Source organism: Tunturiibacter empetritectus, assembly GCF_014201375.1.
In the GTDB taxonomy this organism is placed as follows: Bacteria; Acidobacteriota; Terriglobia; order Terriglobales; family Acidobacteriaceae; genus Edaphobacter; species Edaphobacter lichenicola_D.
In genome coordinates, this window is the sequence record NZ_JACHDZ010000001.1 from 1027885 (window position 1) to 1045338 (window position 17454).

General features: G+C 55.2%; 15 protein-coding genes. 4 read left to right on the forward strand and 11 right to left on the reverse strand.

Annotated elements, in window-relative coordinates:
• Window positions 1–14: 14 nt before the first annotated feature.
• On the forward strand, window positions 15–1355 hold the full coding sequence (locus HDF10_RS04455) for a TolC family protein (RefSeq protein ID WP_183810836.1): 1341 nt from the start codon (window positions 15–17) through the stop codon (window positions 1353–1355).
• 574 nt (window positions 1356–1929) lie between these two features.
• On the opposite strand, the gene HDF10_RS20815 is transcribed toward HDF10_RS04455, so the two are convergent.
• The 11 genes from HDF10_RS20815 to HDF10_RS04515 form a co-directional block, all read right to left on the reverse strand.
• Window positions 1930–2109 carry a response regulator transcription factor gene (locus HDF10_RS20815; RefSeq protein WP_311732663.1) on the reverse strand — a complete coding sequence of 60 codons (180 nt, stop codon included), beginning with the start codon at window positions 2107–2109 and terminating at the stop codon, window positions 1930–1932.
• Window positions 2110–2169: 60 nt separating this feature from the next.
• Window positions 2170–2727: a histidine kinase gene (locus tag HDF10_RS20820; RefSeq protein WP_260177605.1), complete on the reverse strand. Its 558-nt coding sequence runs from the start codon at window positions 2725–2727 to the stop codon at window positions 2170–2172.
• A gap of 1175 nt (window positions 2728–3902) precedes the next feature.
• Window positions 3903–4448, reverse strand: a complete 546-nt coding sequence (locus HDF10_RS04475; protein WP_183810839.1) for a YkgB family protein — start codon at window positions 4446–4448, stop codon at window positions 3903–3905.
• Between the two features lie 99 nt (window positions 4449–4547).
• A complete protein-coding gene (locus tag HDF10_RS04480) occupies window positions 4548–5741 on the reverse strand; it encodes a lactonase family protein (RefSeq protein ID WP_183810840.1) in 1194 nt (397 codons plus the stop codon).
• Between the two features lie 176 nt (window positions 5742–5917).
• Complete coding sequence (locus HDF10_RS04485; RefSeq protein ID WP_183810841.1) at window positions 5918–6805, reverse strand: LysR family transcriptional regulator; 888 nt, start codon at window positions 6803–6805, stop codon at window positions 5918–5920.
• A 69-nt stretch (window positions 6806–6874) separates the two neighbouring features.
• Window positions 6875–7564, reverse strand: coding sequence for an acetate uptake transporter family protein (locus tag HDF10_RS04490; protein WP_183810842.1), 690 nt, complete (start codon window positions 7562–7564; stop codon window positions 6875–6877).
• A 10-nt stretch (window positions 7565–7574) separates the two neighbouring features.
• Window positions 7575–8048: an SAM-dependent methyltransferase gene (locus HDF10_RS04495; RefSeq protein WP_183810843.1), complete on the reverse strand. Its 474-nt coding sequence runs from the start codon at window positions 8046–8048 to the stop codon at window positions 7575–7577.
• On the reverse strand, window positions 8045–9934 hold the full coding sequence (locus HDF10_RS04500; protein ID WP_183811591.1) for a glycoside hydrolase family 15 protein: 1890 nt from the start codon (window positions 9932–9934) through the stop codon (window positions 8045–8047). The genes HDF10_RS04495 and HDF10_RS04500 overlap by 4 nt, the downstream gene beginning before the upstream one ends.
• Before the next feature lie 8 nt (window positions 9935–9942).
• A complete protein-coding gene (locus tag HDF10_RS04505; RefSeq protein WP_183810844.1) occupies window positions 9943–11520 on the reverse strand; it encodes a GMC family oxidoreductase in 1578 nt (525 codons plus the stop codon).
• The gene (locus HDF10_RS04510) at window positions 11510–12169 is read right to left on the reverse strand and encodes a gluconate 2-dehydrogenase subunit 3 family protein (protein ID WP_183810845.1); all 660 of its coding nucleotides are present in this window, start codon (window positions 12167–12169) and stop codon (window positions 11510–11512) included. Before HDF10_RS04510 ends, HDF10_RS04505 begins: the two co-directional genes overlap by 11 nt.
• A complete protein-coding gene (locus HDF10_RS04515) occupies window positions 12166–13011 on the reverse strand; it encodes an alpha/beta fold hydrolase (RefSeq protein ID WP_183810846.1) in 846 nt (281 codons plus the stop codon). Before HDF10_RS04515 ends, HDF10_RS04510 begins: the two co-directional genes overlap by 4 nt.
• A gap of 353 nt (window positions 13012–13364) precedes the next feature.
• On the opposite strand from HDF10_RS04515, the gene HDF10_RS04520 reads away from it, so the two are divergent.
• The 3 genes from HDF10_RS04520 to HDF10_RS04530 all read left to right on the forward strand — a co-directional run bounded on the left by HDF10_RS04520 (window position 13365) and on the right by HDF10_RS04530 (window position 17443).
• Entirely contained in the window at window positions 13365–13850 is a 486-nt protein-coding gene (locus tag HDF10_RS04520) for a DUF1440 domain-containing protein (RefSeq protein ID WP_183810847.1), read from the forward strand.
• A gap of 177 nt (window positions 13851–14027) precedes the next feature.
• The gene (locus HDF10_RS04525; RefSeq protein ID WP_183810849.1) at window positions 14028–16439 is read left to right on the forward strand and encodes a glycoside hydrolase family 15 protein; all 2412 of its coding nucleotides are present in this window, start codon (window positions 14028–14030) and stop codon (window positions 16437–16439) included.
• Window positions 16436–17443, forward strand: a complete 1008-nt coding sequence (locus HDF10_RS04530) for an SDR family oxidoreductase (RefSeq protein ID WP_183810851.1) — start codon at window positions 16436–16438, stop codon at window positions 17441–17443. Before HDF10_RS04525 ends, HDF10_RS04530 begins: the two co-directional genes overlap by 4 nt.
• Window positions 17444–17454 lie beyond the last annotated feature (11 nt).

Here is a 17454-nt window from a genome sequence, read left to right on the forward strand (position 1 = left end):
CGGAAGGAGGTTCCATGATCGGGTCCATGATTGGTTTCACGATTGCGAAAAAAAAGTTCGCGAAAACAGAGACAAGACACCGGAGCCTCCTCGCCGCAGCCTGCATCCTGCTCCTGCCCTGCGCCGCCTTCGCTCAAACACCACAGCCTCCCACCTCGCCCAACGCGATCACCATGCAGCAGGCCGTCGATCTGGCGCGCGCCAAGAATCCGACTCTGCTCGCCGCCCAGCAAAACTTGCTCTCGGTCAAAGCGCAGGAGATCCAGGCCGGTGTACGCGCCAATCCGTACTTCACCGCGGCCGGTGGAAACCTCACTGAAACCGACAGCAATCCCAATCCCTATAACTTCACCCTCGGCGTTGGCCGCCTCTTCGAGCGCGGGGAGAAACGCCGCTGGCGCCTCGACGTCGCCCGCTCCACTACCGTCCAGACAGACGCCCAGCTCCAACTCACCATCCAGCAGACCATTCTCGCGGTTCACGAGGCGTTCACCAACTTCGTCATCGCCAAAGCCGCCAAAAAACTCGCAGACGACAACCTCGCCGACTTCAGGCGCGAACTTCAGATTAGCCACGATCGCTATATCGCCGGCGACATCGCCAAGCTCGACTTCGAGCGTCTCGACTTGCAGCTCGCCCAATTTGAAACCGACGAATCCAACGCCGTCACCGCAGCCCAGCAGGCCTCCGACCAGCTTCAGGTCCTCCTCGGCAACGACAAGCCGCGTGCCAACTTCGACGTGATCGGCGACGTCGTCCCCCCACCTGTCACCTTCACCATGGAAGACCTCGAACAGAAAGGCCTGGCTGCGCGGCCCGACCTCAAGGCCGCCATCGCCGCCGTTGCCGTGGCCGACGCCAGCGTCAAGCTCGCCTACGCCAACGGCACAGCCGACCCCACCTTAGAGGCCGACTACAACCACAACGGCGAAAACGGCCTCCCCAGCAGCACAGCCGCCGACAACTCCGTCGGCTTCGTCTTCAACATCCCGATCCGCATCTTTGACCGCAATCAGGGCAACAAGGAGACCGCCAAGTTCACCGCGCAGGCCAGCCGCTTCTCCGTTACCGCCGCCCACAACCAGGTCATCTCCGACGTCGATCAGGCGTACTCCGGATACTTCAACGCCAGAGTGCTCTCGGATCGCTACAACGGCCACTACCTCGACGAAGCGAAGGACGTTCTCGACATCGCCCAGTTCAGTTATCAGCACGGTGGCCTTGCCCTGATCGACTATCTGGACGCCCTGCGCGAATCGCGCTCGGTCACATCCGCCGCTCTCAACTCCTACTCCCAGACCTGGATGGCGATCCACCAGTTAGGCTTCGCCACTGCCACCGAAATGATCCCATAACCCGCTCCCTGGTTTGTTACCGGTGGAACTTCGTCTACTTGGGGAGGAGTTTCAAGGTCTGCGCTGAACTCTGTTGACGAGTCCCAGTTCGCGGGAACCTATCGAAGTGAAATCGGACCGGTTGCTCGGTCACAAGGGAGACATCATGCGAAATGCCATTCGCACATTCATTGTGGCGGCGCTAATCGCGTCAGCCGCAGGAGGAATCCCACATTTTTCATCTGTAGCATGACCTCGCCGGGTTCTGAAGGGAAAAATAAACACAAGGTCTAGGTGCGGGATGGTGCCTCATCTTCGGAGCGAGAGAAGAACGCATTCGAGTTCGGCAAAGTGGAAGCGGCCTCCAAGTTAATGTTGCCCAAAGCAGACCACAAAGAGTCAGTCTTGAGTATCTGTAAGAAAACGGACAGCCTTGCTGAATTTGGTCCTCTTTGATCTGGGCCGCTCGCATGATGGTGAGTAAAATCCGGTCCCAATGTGAACTATCAGCTTTGCTTGTCAGGTTCCATTCGGAATTGTTGCGTGTTTTGGAATGCCTCAAAAGAACATGATCACCACAGTGGAGAGAGCAAATTCACTCCGAACTCAGTTCGATCAAGCCGCGTCGAAGTGCGATGACTACAGCATGAGTGCGATCAGTCGCTTGGAGCTTCAATAAGATACTCTTGAGATGATTCTTGACGGTGAACTCGGATATCTGAAGATTTGAAGCGATGACTTTGTTTGAATGTCCTTGTGCCAGACCACGTAGCACGTCAAGTTCCTCAGCGTAATTGCGTCGTCCGCTGCATGCTCCGCTATCCGTTGAGCGAGTTCAGGAGGAATTCTTCGATGTCCGTTGTGGACCAGGCGGATCGTATGGATCAACTCGGTTCTCAACAGATTCTTTAGCAGATACCCGACAGCGCCTGCCTTGAACTGCATACTCGGCCTGATGCATCTGTTGGAATTCTTCACAGAAGGACGCAAAATCGCGTGACAGGTCGTTCTCTTGGGTGATTCCCGACCTTAGATCGAGTAAAAGTTCGCGTCCTTCAAGCATGACCTGATCGGATTGACGCAAGGCATCTTCGAAAATCGCCTGCGCAGGGTCATTTGGGGTCAACAGATTTGTTCCGGTATTGAATCGTAAGAGAAGGCCCTGAATTCCTTGCAAGAACGTGTCGTGCAAGTCTCTCGCGATTCGTTCTCGTTCCGTGACACGCTCATAAAGCCGTTTGCGTACGTGATTGGCCACTTGGTGGAGTCTAACTCTATAAAAAAGGAGCATGAGCGAAACAACGACAACGATCGCGAGTGCCTTGAACAGCCAACTCTGAACGAAAGTGGGAGGAAGATGAAGATCGAGGGTTGCTCCGGTTGAATTCCACAAGCCATCATCGTTGCACGCGATGACGCGGAATCGATAGTCCCCAGGAGGGAGTTGTGAATAGAGCCCTCAGCATCTTCAAGGATGTCGAGGCCCTCCTCTCCGGTTAATCCGTCCCCTCGTTGGAAGCTGCCCCAGATAGTCGGAGTGTCCTTCATGCCAAAGGCCAATCTGTTCCGTGGCCGGAAGAGCCGAACTCCTTGATCTGTCGTTGCGACCCACAGCACACCTTCGCGATCAACGAGAATGCAAACCGACTTAAGATCGATTTGTTGACCGGCTGATTCGAGTCGTCCCTGCTCCAATCGAAAGGGTAGGACCTTGCCTCTGATGCCGGAGGTCCAGAGCGTTCCGTCCTGTTCAGCGCTCATAGCGACCAGGTAGTCGTCATATCGGAGATTAGTCTCGTGGAATCTCTTCTCTCCCTGAGGTAAGAAAGCCAAGGCATAGTTGGACGATACCCAAATAGTACCTAGGCTATCGACATACATTGACTTTGCGCACCCTTCAGGTAAGTTCCATGCAGAACCGACGCTAGACCACTGATGTCCGTCAAACCGCTTGAGGCCTTCCGAAGTGGCCGACCATAGGAGGGACATCGCCGCTTCCATGTCCTTGCCGCCGGCGGCCGCGACTTCATACTGGCGGGAGATGCCTTCGGCCTGCTCCCGCGAGGTGGTCTTCGCTGAGGTGCGAAACGTTCCTTGCGACCAGGGAGGGTGCCGACCAGTCACTTCATGCAGGTGCAGCGTTTGGAGGTGGCGTCATCCCTGTATTTGCAGGTGATGCGATGGTGGAGGCGGTGGGAGTCGTTCTTTTCCACACCCTTTAGAATCTGTAAGCTGCTCATTCTAAAAAAGGAAGAAAGTGATAAAAAGGACACTCTGCCGTGTTCGCCGTACACGTATCGTACACAGGATTTATTTCGTGACCTCATGGGCGGAACTCAAGCCGCCGCCGAATCTCCGCACCCCCTTAACAGGAATACAACACCGAGTTCCGGTGGCAGTTGAAATCTTGAGTGCTTATATTTGAAAGCTCTAGGAGTGCCGTCCTTTCATCGTCGCGAACCACGCCAATAACGTCAATTTACAGAAAGTGACAGGAAGAAGAGCCAAGATGAGTTCAAGTCCTTGAGATCAGTACGCGATTGTCGCTTTCGCGGTGCAATCGAACCGCTAAACTGCGGTGCGCGATCGGAGTTTGAGGGCGTTGGGCGCCTCGCCGAATACCCAAATCGACACACCTAACAGGACAACGTCTTTGGCCAGGAATTGCCCTGGACCTCCCGCACCTCCCGACAGGGCGGGAAATCCGCCGAGGGGCGCGGCCCAAGCTCCCGGTGTGGAGAGCAAGAAGGACAGGGTAATCAGGAACATACAGATTGCCATGAGGCCACCGATTTGAGCGGCGCGTGCCGACAGACGGCGTACAGCGATCAGCAAGGCTGTGGTGATTTCGATCACTCCCAACGCTGCCGATATTGTGCGAATGCTCGTGAAATTTAACATCCACGCCATGAAGGGACTGTGAGAGACCAACGGCAATATCCCCTGGGCTTCATAATCCGTGAACTTCATCAAACCGACCCAGACGATTACGAGTGCCAATCCATAGCGGGCAAATGCTTTGCCAAAGCTTTCGAAGCTAACTCCATCCAAGACTTCGACGCGTCGCGTAGGAAGTGCGGTGACAGAATCAGAAGTTGCGTCGACATATTCCATATTTATTCCCCTTCAGGTGAATCTGTTACTCGATGGGTCCGAGACTCCGTGAGGATGCCGAAGACGGCATCATCTCGGATGGAGCTGGGGTTGTGAGAGTCAATAGGCGGCGAGACCTGAAGCCCCGGTGTTGGCTGGTAGACCTCCACTGGCGCGACCCCTGGGCGTGAGACTTCCATCGTCCTCGATACGGAAGGCGGCGACCTCACCGGTGCCCCGGAGCAGCACGTAAAAGAACTGGCCATCGGCGCTGATCCGTATGTCCGTTGGCTCGCTCGTAAGCCCCAAACTGGCTGCTGCACCATTGATCAAGTTAATTGTGCCGTCCTGGTTGGAGCGGAAGCTGGAGATGTTGCCCGTGGCAAAGTTTGCGGTGTAGGCGTAGTGTTCGTCCTTGCTCAGCAATATCCAGCATGAATCCGTCTGTCCGTTAGCGACTGACCCGCTGATTACGCTGAGGGCGCCGCTGGCGGGATCCACATTGTAGGAAGACACCGCAGCCTCATTCGGAAATGGGTTATGGGATTCGGCGACGAGCAAGATGCCGTTGCTGCGAAATGTGGCGGCAAAGGGACGTTGCCCAAACGACTTCTGCGGCATGACCTTGCTGGCTAGACCATCGGGTCCGACGGTAAAGGTGTCAATCACGAATGGCCCTGGATTGACGCCGACCTGAGCGGCTTTGAGCGTCACTACAAGTACGCCACCCTTGGGGCCGAACTGCAGAACGCCAGGGACGGCAATGGGGGAGCTCAGCGCTTGCGTCGAATCCGGCAATGGCGTCAAGATGCCGTTTGGCGCGACGGTGAACCCGGATATGTTGTTGTCGGCCACTGAACCGTGAAGGACATACATGAGATTGCCGTGGAACGTCAGGCTCTCCGGCACCACGCCTCCCGAGAAGATCTTCTGAATCAGGGTCAGATGAGTTCCTTCGACGGCGAATACGCTGATGTCGTTACTACCCGCGTTGCAGGCGTACAGGAAGCGATGGTCGTCCCGGAGCACCAGGCCGCCTTGCGTATCGAAGTCGTCTCCCTTGCCGCTGCCGCCGGTGAAGACGCGGTCAACTGCCTTCAAAGTGCCATCGTTCGCCCTTCTGAAGATGACGATCTGGTTGCGTGCGGCGATGTTGGTCATGGCGAAGACCGCGCCGGCCGGTGGTTTGGCATCTTTGTCATCATCCTGGGCGTCCTGCGCGAAGCCTATGTTCGCACCGAGACTGGCTAGAACGATCACTGTGAGCGCCAACGATGAGGCGCGTCTGATGGCATATCGACTGACCTTTGACATAGGTGTTTCCTCTCTGAGAGAAGCTGGCAAGTCTTAGAAGTAAGATGCCCACACTATTTCCATGCATCGGAGTTTATTCCTATGGGCCTATAGGCAAAGCCTATGAGTGCACGGGGCATGACCTGTCTTAGATGGGAGATTTAATAATCTTGTTCTAAGCATCACTGGATGCTGCCCTAAGTAGCATTCTCGGGGAGATGTGAATGTAAGAAACCGGCGAGCAATCGATGAGCTCGCGTCTGATAGCGCCCCTGCAATTCCACCAGCGCGATCGTTCTGGAGGCCGATTCACCCTCGAGAGGGATGAATTTACAACCAGCATCCTCGTTGATCGGCATTTCCGGCATGATGGAGATGCCCAATCCCGCTTTGACCATGTTTAGAATCGTCAGAAAGCACCCGCTCTCGAAGATGACACGCGGTTGCATGGTACCGGGGACCAAAGCCGGTAGAGCGTCACCATCTGAGCAATGGATATCCGTGAGCAGTAATAACGACGTGTCCGATAGTTGATTCAGGGTTACGTGGTCACTTTCTTGAAGGGGATGATCTTTGTTGACAATTGCAAACAGGCGCTCCTCCATCAATTCGGTGGCGGACATGCCCTCAGCAGCGATCGGAAGAGGCATGATCGCTAGATCGACCGTCTCGGCTCGCAACCAATCCAAAAGCGTTGTCACACATTCTTCCTTGAGTTGCAATTCGATAAGTGGATGCTGTTTAAGAAAGCTCGCCAGGAGACGCGGCAGAAAGTAAGGCGAAAGTGTAGGGCTTAGTCCCAGAGTCACTCTTCCACTCTCGACCTCGACCAACTCACGGATCTCTCTTTCCGCTTCCTGTAGTTGATGGAGAATAGCAATAGCTTTAGGAAGAAAGGCTTCACCGAAGTTTGTCAGACTAATCTCGACACCTTTGCGGTTAAAGAGCTTTGCCCCGAGCTCCTCCTCCAACTTCATAACCTGGTGCGACATCGAGGGTTGGGAGACATGCTCCCGTTTGGCGGCGCGGGTAAAGCTGCGGCACTCTGCTACTGCTCGAAAGTATCGGAGTTGATGGATTTCCATGACAAACCTCTTCGGGTTTGGATGCAAGTCGTTTGGGACTTAGTTTGCGATTCTCGCTCTCGCTGTATTTCAAAGTTGTTGCCTGACCCCTGCTTCATTTGCTAAGGGCTTCAACTGGTGCGCCAAGTCGCCTTCGAGAGCGGCCTTCGCTTCCTTTCGACGAAATGTCATTGCAAGCGGTTTTTGTTTGACGTCTTCCAGAAGGAAGCCCAAGCCGCTGTAGAACGCAAACGCGGCGAGCAAAAGTCCCGTCCATGCTGCGAAGAGAACTGCGCCACCACCAAATCCAAACTGGACGAAGGCACCGCCACTCGATCGTAAAATTGCAATGGTCAAGAGAACTCCAAGCAATGGCTTTCCTGGGAATGTCACTACCGTAAGGACGATCAGGATGAGGGCCAGGAGGAGTAAAAAAACTCCCATCGCGATACTGGTGCTGCCTGGTACGCCTGTGTAAAATTCAATTCCTTGCACCACCCATGCAGCGGCAAAGATGCCCATGGCTGTGGCTCCTCCGGAATCTCGCGAAAGGAAAGCCATGATGCACGGGATTAGCTCAAGGGGAGCGACGAAGGCCAACATCATCACCGCGAGGAGCTTTGTGTCGGCCAACGGAATCCAGTGAAGCGCATAAGCGCTGAGCAATGCATTTCCCACTCCAAAGGCGAAGCATCCGAGGGGGAGAGCAGTGCCGTAGGGACGCACGACAATCCTTGTGATTGACTGGACATCCGCCGCTTCTGTGTTCTTATCGCTCATATCTACTTCTTCATGCATTGCAAAAACTGCCGAGGACGGTTCCAAAGATTACGTGCGAAAGCAAAACCGCAATGGGTGTCTTAGCGCCATAGTTGAGTGCAAAAAAACCGGGTGGTTCGAGCCTGCGTGTTGCTGATGGTCCAGCCCATTCGGTCGCCATCCGTGGGTGTAGGTTGGGCATCAAAGACATACCCAGTGTGAGGACGATAGTGCCTTGAACAGCCCCGAAGAGTGCGCCTCGCCACCATGAGGGACCGCCGAGAAAATGGAAAGCCACGATGTACGGCAGGGCGAAGAGTAAACCGCTTACGATGTGCAGTCCAAAGCCCCACAGGCGAGCTTTCGATCGTGCCGAAGTAACCATTGTGCCGAGCATAAAAGGCAAGCTCATCCGAGTAAGGTGAAGTGCTTGAGTGATCGACTCGAATGTAGCTTGTGCGAGCGTCGCCATGACGCCCCAGAACAACCAGCTTTGCCAATTCATCTTTTAGCCTCGATCCGTTGATGTGCCGTTGTAGTCTCGATCTCCGCATCTTCTTTGCGTCGCCTTTCAATTGCAAGCGCTGCACTGATCAAGCCAATATGCGTGAAAGCCTGTGGGAAGTTTCCCAGCGCGGCGCCGCTCTTCGGATCGATCTCTTCGGCAAACAAGCCGACATCATTCGCGTACCGGAGGAGTTCTTCAAAGGTGTCCTCCGCTTGTTTCAGACTTCCTCCGCCCATGGCCAGATGCTCAACCGCCCAAAAGCCGCAGATGCCGAACGCCCCTTCCCCCGGAGATGTACCTCTACCGTCCGGTCGATTTCGGTAGAGGAGGGACCCGCCCGCTCCTAGCTCATTCTTGACGCGGTTGTAGGTGCCTTGCAGCCGCTCTGAAGAAGCTTCGTGGAAGTTATGGAAGGCCATGAGCAAAAGGCTGGAATCCATCTTCTCCGACCCCGGCTCGCTAGCGTAGCTACAGATGCCGTCGTTCCAGGATTTGGTTTCGATAAAAGTGCGGATTTCATCGCGAGTCTTTTTGAACCCTTCGATCGGCCTTACTTCGATCGTCCCGGTCTCCACAAATTTAACAAGTTCGTCGAGCGCCACCCAACATAGCAGAAGAGAATGTGTATGCAAGACCTGATCGCCCCGTGGCTCCCAGATTCCCGCGTCCGGTTCGCGCCAGTGTTTGCATACGTATTTGGCGAAGTTGATTATCGTTTTTGCGGTGTCCCGGTCGAGCTTGCCTTTGCCCTTATACAGCTTTGCCGAGGCGCAAATGACCTCTCCATAGAGGTCCATCTGCACCTGCGAGCGGGCCATGTTTCCCGTCTTTACCGGGGCCGAGTGCCTGTAGCCGGAAAGGCGCGGCAACTCCTTTTCTTCGCCCACTATATTTCCGTAGACGTCATACACCACCATCAACTTAGGTTGCGTCAGACGCGTCGCGTGAAGCATCCAGTCGACAAAGGCTTCAGCCTCAAGCTCGTGGCCGGTACCGCATAAGACATGGACTGCCAGAGAAGCGTCGCGCAGCCAGCAATATCTGTAGTCGTAGTTCTTGTCGCCACCGATCTTCTCCGGCAGCGAGGTTGTCGCAGCGGCAACGAACGCTCCAGAAGGGGCAAAATGGAGCATCTTGAGCGCCAGGACACTTCGCAAGACGGCTTCACGATATTCTCCGGGGTAAGAACACTTCGCAGACCACATCTTCCACCAGTCGATCGTTCGAGTGAGCGCAGCGAGTGACTCCTCAGGAAATGCGAGTGGCGCCGGCGCTTCAGTCGCGAAAGTCAGCGAGAAAGATAGTCGATCTCCCGCTTGGATATTGGCCGTACCGGTCGTACTGGAGGTATCAAGCCTAAACTCCATCTGGCTTTGTAAACGGATGACAGCGCCCGGGATGTCAACGCGAAGACCAAGCTTCCCGTTATCTTGGATATCAGATTTCTTTGTTCCATATTGCGGTCGCGGATCGAATCGCACATCGATCTCGACCTCGCCGGTTACTCCTTCGAGGATGCGGATCAGTTCGCGCTGGGGAGAGAGGTGGCCGGATGTGAATTCTTCTCCAGCGACCGGCATGAAATCGGTCAATCGAACAGTCCCGGTCGGAGTCTCGAATGTTGTTTCGAGCACGTTTGTGCCGTGTACGTATTTTCGGCTGCTGGTGAAGGGAGCCGCGGGGCAGATCTGCCAGCTGCCCCCGTTCTCTTGCCCTACGAGAGAAGCGAACATAGAAGGGCTGTCAAAACACGGCCAGCAAAGCCAATCTATCGACCCATCCCTCGAAACCAGCGCGGCCGAGCGGCAATCCCCAATGACTGCATAATCCTCAATTCCAAGCTGGAGGCGAGAAAGGGTGGCCGGAAGCTCTTGAATCGGCATGGATTGACTCATCGCCTTTCCCCATCCTGAAGAAATTTATCGGCTGTCCGCAGGGACAGCGCCATGATCGTGAGTGCAGGGTTTGCGGGTAGTGCAGACGGGAAGACGGAGTTGTCGCAGATCCAGAGATTTGGTACGTCGAAGCTCCGGCCTGTCGCATCAACCACATTTGTATTTGGGTCTTCACCCATGCGGCACGTCCCGATCGTGTGTGCCGACCGTTGGAAGGTCCAGATGTCGGTTGCCCCAGCGGCCTTCCAGGCGGCCGTCATGAGATCCTCGGCATGTTGACTCATACGCAATTCGTTCTCGCCATAACTGAAATGAACACGCGCCTTTTTCATGCCGAGGGCATCGCCTTCATCGGAAAGTTCGAGGAAGTTGCGGTCATCCGGAAGGCAATCGCCGTTAATTCCAATGCCTGCGACATGGTTGTACTGTTGCAAGTAATCGACGAGCGGTTTACCCCAAAGGCCGCGCCCTCGCGCCACTTGCATCGACCATGTGATCGGAACGATGCCCAGGCTTTGAGTGAGGTATCCGCCGGCGAAGTCTGCCTTTGCGGGTCGAATCGTGTCTTCGCTGATCAGTGAAGCAGGAAAGCCTTTGTTCGGTCTGGTCTCTTCTGCGAACGTCCCCCATACCTGCGTCGCCACATGCGCCATGAAGTTTCGACCGACCTGTCCGCTGGAGTTGGCTAGCCCTTCTTTACGCCTTCCGTTGCAGTGCAAGAGGAGTCGCGGTGTCTCTACCGCTCCCGCGCACAGAAACACAGCCTTGCAGCGCTGACGAATGTTCTCATCGCCATGCCGATAGATCACGGCGCTCACTCTTCCTTGATCGTTGAGTTCGAAGTCGTGGACGAAGCATTCAGGCCGAATCTCTGCGCCAGCGGCAACGGCTGCCGGAAGATAGGTCACATCCATACTGGCTTTCGCACCGTTGCGGCAGCCCTGATGGCAATATCCCCGATTCACGCAGGCGTGTCGGGTCTCGTACCCTTCCTGCTGGTAGGCGCTAGAGACAGCAGCTACTGGCGCCTCGCTGGCGCGGAGGCCAAGTGCGCGAAAGCCTCGCTGCATCAGTTCTGCGGGTGCATTCAAAGGCACAGGCGGCAACGGATACTTACGTTCCGGGTCCCAGGGATAAAATGCCGGGCCTGAGATTCCAAGGAACCTTTCGAGCTCTTTGTAGTAGGGCCTCAGATCGTCCACGCTCATCGGCCAGTCGACACCCACGCCTAATTCAGAGTGAATCCTGAAATCACGCGGGTCAGCGCGCGGCACGAACGCTCCCCAGTGAAGCATCGAGCCGCCAACGCCTGTGCCGCTATTGTTGCCACCGAAAGCCGTCGGGGTCTGTCCGGCACTAAGCCGTTCGCCCAGCCAATAAAGCTCTGAGGCTGCAACTTCGTCAGTCGCAAAATCGCGTCCCGGATCCCAATTGCGTCCAGCTTCGAGAGCAACTATTCGCAATCCAGCCCTAGCCAGCTTCGCCAACAATGGAGCTCCACCCGCGCCCGTGCCGATCACCACGGCATCTACTTCTTCGTCGGTTCCATATCGCCGCATCGAATCAAGATTCATTCTCCCGCACCTTTGCCTTCGGCTCCCATGCCTCAACCTTGCCTAAGCCCAGTTGAACGAAGCCAGACAATGCCGCCGAGTCGGCTCCATCCGCGATCCCGCTGTACCATAACTGCGCGAGGGTTTCAGGGTGTGACATATAGATCCCCGTAACGTCGCCCCGTAGATCTTGGAACCATCGTTGCATCTGAGTCGCGCTGAGACTCGGGACATCATCGCCAGAATCAGGCTCGCCCGCCTCCATCTCTCCGCTTTCGATCACCCTCAGCGTCTGATTCTTCTTCTCTAAGGGCAATTCGGCAAAACTCGTTCGAAACTCTCTGCGGGCATATCGATCGATAGCCGCTAAGGCTCCGCGATAAGCCGTCAGATCTGGTGGAAGTTCTGAATAACGCCATCCTTTTCCCTGTCCCTCAGCCAACCGCGCATCAATGCTCAATGCGAAATCGATGGAACGGCCAGCCATCGGAACTACGCATTCCGCGAGTGCCTGGAGTATCTTTTTTTCTTCCGTCGACAGGGCCGTCTTTCTGCCTGGCTCATCTGAAGATTGGAGTCGCTTCAACAGGACCTCGCGTGTCTGAGCGCTGACGCGGTCGGAGTCAATGAGAGCTAAGTAAGAAGGATCGATTTCTTCTATTGTGCTCATTGCCCTCGCCTCTCGAAATCCGGCACGATGCGATCTGCGAAGTCAGCGATAAGCTGCGCCAGTTCCTGCGGCCGTTCCATAGGCAGGAGATGAGCTGCGCCGGTCAGCACTTTCAGTTGCGCATTGGAAAGATGCGGCATTACTAGCTTCGCCTGCGCTTCAAAACCTAATGCCGGGTCTACTTCCCCTGCAATGACGAGCGCCGGTAAATCCAGTTCTCCCACGCGTTCTGACCAATCCTCTTTGCTTCCGGAATCAAGCCATGCATTCCATGCCGCACAGTTCATGCGCAACACATCAGAAACTGCGTGTGCAAAGATGTGAGACGGGAGTGTTTGGGCTGTGTTTTCTTGAATGAATTTCTCGGCATGCTTCCGATAGCTATTTCCAGGTCTCCCGAGGTTGGCCCTCATCTCAGCCCGCTTGTCGTCGCTCATGGGCTCGGGAGACGGCGGCGAAGATGCTACCAACACCAAACCTGCCAACCCCGAGAGTTCTGGGTCATTCTTGGCAAGACGTGCAACGACCAGGGAAACCTTGCCAGCCATGCTGTGTCCGACCAGTAGGAAGCGCTTGAGCTTCAGCGTTCTCAGTCGCGCCACAACGTATTCGGCCATTTGCGCAACCGAATATCCCTCGACCTCTGCCGCATCACCGAATCCGGGCAAATCGATGCCGATGCATCTTACTCGCGGGGAAAAGGCTCCGATCACCTCTTCCCATTCCTTCCAACTCCCGCCGAGAAACGGCATTACTACCAGGGCAAGAGTACCGGTGTCTTTGCCAAGAAATTGTTTCGGGAGCCCTTTCGTATCGAGTTCAAAAGCTGCTTGTCTTTCCATATATCCACTCTTCCTTTAGAAACAGCTCTTCGATCGAAAGTCCGACACGTTTGACACATAAGGTGTCAAATTGGTTACAAACCCCTTGACGTTGGATGCATTTTTGCGATTAGCCAGATGTAGGAATGAATTTCTGCGCCGCGCTTTAGAGCGAAATGTAAGCACGTGCGGCATCTCAAGATCGAGGATTTAGCGACATTTCGGTCAAGGTTGTAACCCCGGGGATGGTTTGCGCGTCAGACTGTCAGCAAAACGAAGCTGTTTCCTCGCGGGAAGTAGCTAAGCGACCATTCTCATCTCGAAAACGCTAAACAGCGAGAAGCAGTTCAGTCGGTTGAGGGAGTCAACACATCATGAACTTTCAAAGCCCGTCCCGCCGCTTCATCGCTCAAGGGCTCATCGCTGGATTAATTGGGGGAGTGGGAGGTTCGGCAGCTAAGCTGATCGGCGAGGCCATCTATCCCCCGAGAACGCAAGGGCAAGAACCTCCTCCGGCGGTCTTGGCGGAGAAGGTCGCCGGTCATCCACTCAGTGAGACTCACAAAACGATTGCGACTCAATTCTTTCACTGGACGCTCGGAACGGGCATCGCTGGAGCGTACGGAGTGGCAGCGGAGTTTTCGCCAATCGTCACGGTGGGCTACGGCGTGGCGTTTGGCATCGCGGTCATGCTGGGCACCCATGAATCAATACTTCCCCTCCTGGGGCTCGACAAACCGCCGACGCAGCAGCCGTTGCGAGAGCACACAAGCGAGCTTGCAACCCATGCTCTTTATGGTTTTGTTGTGGAGTTCATTAGAAGGCGCCTTGTGAAGCGGTGGAGGGTTGTCGCATCGTAGTAAGCCCCGGCTAGATTATGGTCGATCTACAAACGACCATTCTTCCGGCACACTTGCTGCCATTGAGCGCAGACTTTCCCTCAGGGCACATGGGGCTCATGTTGCATGATGAATATTCCAAATTTTCAGTAATGGGAAGAATCTCAGAGAATTTCGGACAGACAGATAGGGAGCGTAATGCCAAAATACCGTAACGGAAAGAAGGCATTTGGTTCTCCAGGTCTCCCACCTCGTTGGACGCACGGCGACAAAGACGGAGTTGGGACAGCCTATTCCGGGTCTAGCCGCCTGTGGTTCACAGTCTGGAATGGAATTGTTACTGAGCTTTATCATCCGACAGTTGACCGCCCGCAGGTTCGCGATCTGCAATTCCTGATCAGCGATGGAGAGACATTTCTTCATCAGGAAACCAAGGATCTGCGCACTCAGATCAAGCGAATCGACAAAGTTCTCGCATATAACGTGCAGGCACAGGACCCCGGCGGTCTCTATTCTTTTGACAAATTGATTCTTGCTGATCCGTATCAACCGTGCCTTCTCATTCATACTCGTCTTCATGCGACGCCGGAGGTAGCCAAGCGACTGAAGCTATATGTTCTCTGCGCTCCGCATCTGGAATGTGGAGGCGCACATAACTCCGGCTATGTGATCGAGAGTACCGGCCGCGAACGTGTCTTGATGGCTCAAAAAGATGGCATGTGGATGGTGATCGCTGCGACCCATCCCTTCTCCCGTGCCTCGGTCGGTTATGTCGGCACAAGTGATGGGTACACGGACCTAGCCGACGGTAACCAGATGAAGTGGGAATTTGATAAAGCTGAGGACGGCAACATAGCTTTGATCGGCGAGATTCCGCTCGAAGAAAGCCAGGAGTTCACTCTGGGGGTTGCCTTCGGAGAGACATTACAGCGGGCATTGACTACGCTGTTTCAGTCTCTTTCAACGCCCTTTGAAGAGCATCGCAAGCGTTATGCTGAGCAGTGGTTAAGTTCGACGGATTCTCTCCTGGATCTATCCGGGCAAGCTGGCGATGAAGGTCAGCTATACAGCGCGAGCTGTCAGCTACTGTTAGCCCATGAGGACAAGCTCTATCAGGGCGCAATGATCGCTTCCCTTGCGATTCCATGGGGTCACGTGCGCGGCGACAAAGAGGGTGCGGGAGGCTACCATCTTGTCTGGCCCCGAGACATTACACAGAGCGCGCTTGCGCTGTTGGCTATTGGCAACAAGGAAACACCTCTGCGTAGCCTGATCTATCTAGCGACGGCGCAACAAGACGATGGAGGATTTGCGCAAAATTTCTGGATAGACGGGACGCCCTTCTGGAAGGGAGTTCAACTCGATGAAGCTGCATTCCCTATCCTATTGGCCTACCGGCTTTGGAAGGAGGAAGCCCTGTCAGGTTTTGATCCACTGTCGATGATCGTGGGTGCTGCGAGCTACCTGATACGACAGGGGCCGGTCACCGGGCAGGAGCGTTGGGAAGAGAACAGTGGTTATTCGGCTTCGACACTTGCCGCATGCATTGCTGCGCTCATCGCTGCAGCCTCTTATATTCGATTTCGGGAAGATTTATCGACCGCACAGTTCATAGAAGATTACGCCGATTACCTCGAAGGTCATCTCGAAGAATGGACAGTCACGGACAGGGGCGATTTAGTTGAGGGCATCAGCAGTCACTACGTTCGGATGCATCCCATTAAGCGTGGTAAGGCAGCTCGGCCTGGCGATATAGAAAAGGCGAAACTGAAGCTTACCAGCCACGCCCCAGGGGCAAACGCCGAGTTCCCAGCGCGTTCCATTGTCGACGCGGGCTTTCTGGAACTAGTCCGCTATGGGGTGAGAGCAGCAAACGATCCGGTGATTGAGAGATCAGTGCGCGTTGTGGATGAGGTGCTTAGAGCAGTGACGCCTTCCGGCACGTGTGGGCGCCGCTATAACCACGACGGGTATGGGCAACGCGAAGATGGGGAAGCGTACGACAAGTACGGAGAGGGTCGCGCTTGGCCGCTGCTGGCGGGAGAGCGGGGCCACTACGAAATAGCTGCAGGACGCCTGCCGGTAGAGCAGATTCGTTCAATGGAAGGTTTCTCGACCCCGACCCATCTTCTGCCGGAACAGGTGTGGGACGAACCGGACCGCCCAGAAGGGCAGCATTTGCGGTGTGGGCGCCCCACTGGTTCAGCAGTTCCACTGCTGTGGGCGCACGCTGAATACATCAAGCTGCTACGATCGGCGCGCGACGAAAAAGTCTATGAGCGAGTCGATGAAGTTGCGGAGCGCTATCTCAATCAGAAGGTGCCACGTTCGACCCGCATGATCTGGTCCCACAATCATCCAGGTAAAGTCCGTCGCGCAGGAGAGGCGATTCGGCTGATTGCGGAAGAAGCGTTTGAGCTCCATTGGACGCACGACAAGGCGACGAACGTTCAGACGTTGTGCTCGATCAAAACACAATTTGGAGTGCATTACACTGACCTCGATGCGATTCCAGCCGGGAGTACCATTGTTAAATTCAATTTTCACTGGACGACATCAGATCGTGCCGATAAAAAGCATTTTGCAGTCGAGGTCGTAAGTCAATCATGAACTCACCACCTGTTGTAGTGATTACGGGAGCGTCCGCCGGTCTGGGTCGCGCAATTGCGCATGCGTATGCCAAACGCGGCGCAAAGCTAGGTCTACTAGCTAGAAGCCAAGAGGCGCTCGCTGCGGCTCAACGCGAATGTGTTGAGCTTGGCGGCCAAGCGATCTTTGTCCCCGTCGACGTCTCGGACGCTGAGGCGGTGGAACGTGCGGCCAGTCAGATTGAAGAGAAGCTGGGTCCAATCGATATATGGATCAACAACGCCATGGTCAGTGTGTTTTCCCCGGTCAAAGGCATGGAAGCAGCTGACTATAAGCGCGTTACTGACGTGCTGTATCTTGGGTTCGTGCATGGCACGTTGTCCGCTTTGCGGCGGATGCTGCCGCGCGATAAGGGAACAATCGTTCAGATTGGGTCCGCGCTTGCCTATCGGTCGATTCCGTTGCAATCGGCCTACTGCGCGTCCAAACACGCCATCAATGGCTTTACGGACTCGCTTCGTTGTGAACTATTTCATGATCACAGTAACGTCCGTGTCACGGCCATACACATGCCCGCCATGAATACGACTCAGTTTGGTTGGGTCAAGAATCGGATGCCGCACAATACTCAGCCCGTCCCTCCAATCTTCGAACCGGAGCTCGCCGCAGAAGTAGTAGTCGCTGCAGGATTGGCGAAACATCCTCGCCGTGAGTATTGGGTCGGCGCTCCAACGATTGCCGCCATTCTGGCACAAAAGGTGGTTCCGGGCCTCCTTGATCGATATCTCGGTAGGACTGGATACAAAGCACAACAGCTAATCGATGAGCCTCGCGATCCAAACGCCGCTAACAACCTGTACGAAACAGTCGCAGGAGCACATGGCACGCGCGGCAAGTTCGACGATCGATCCAAGCACACCAGTGCAGAGGTCTTCGTCTCCATGCACCGTGCGTGGTTCGCTTTAGGAGCTGCGGTTTTGACCGGCGCAGGCATTGTCGCTTTTGGTACGAGGAGGCGTTCTTGAAAACGAGGAAC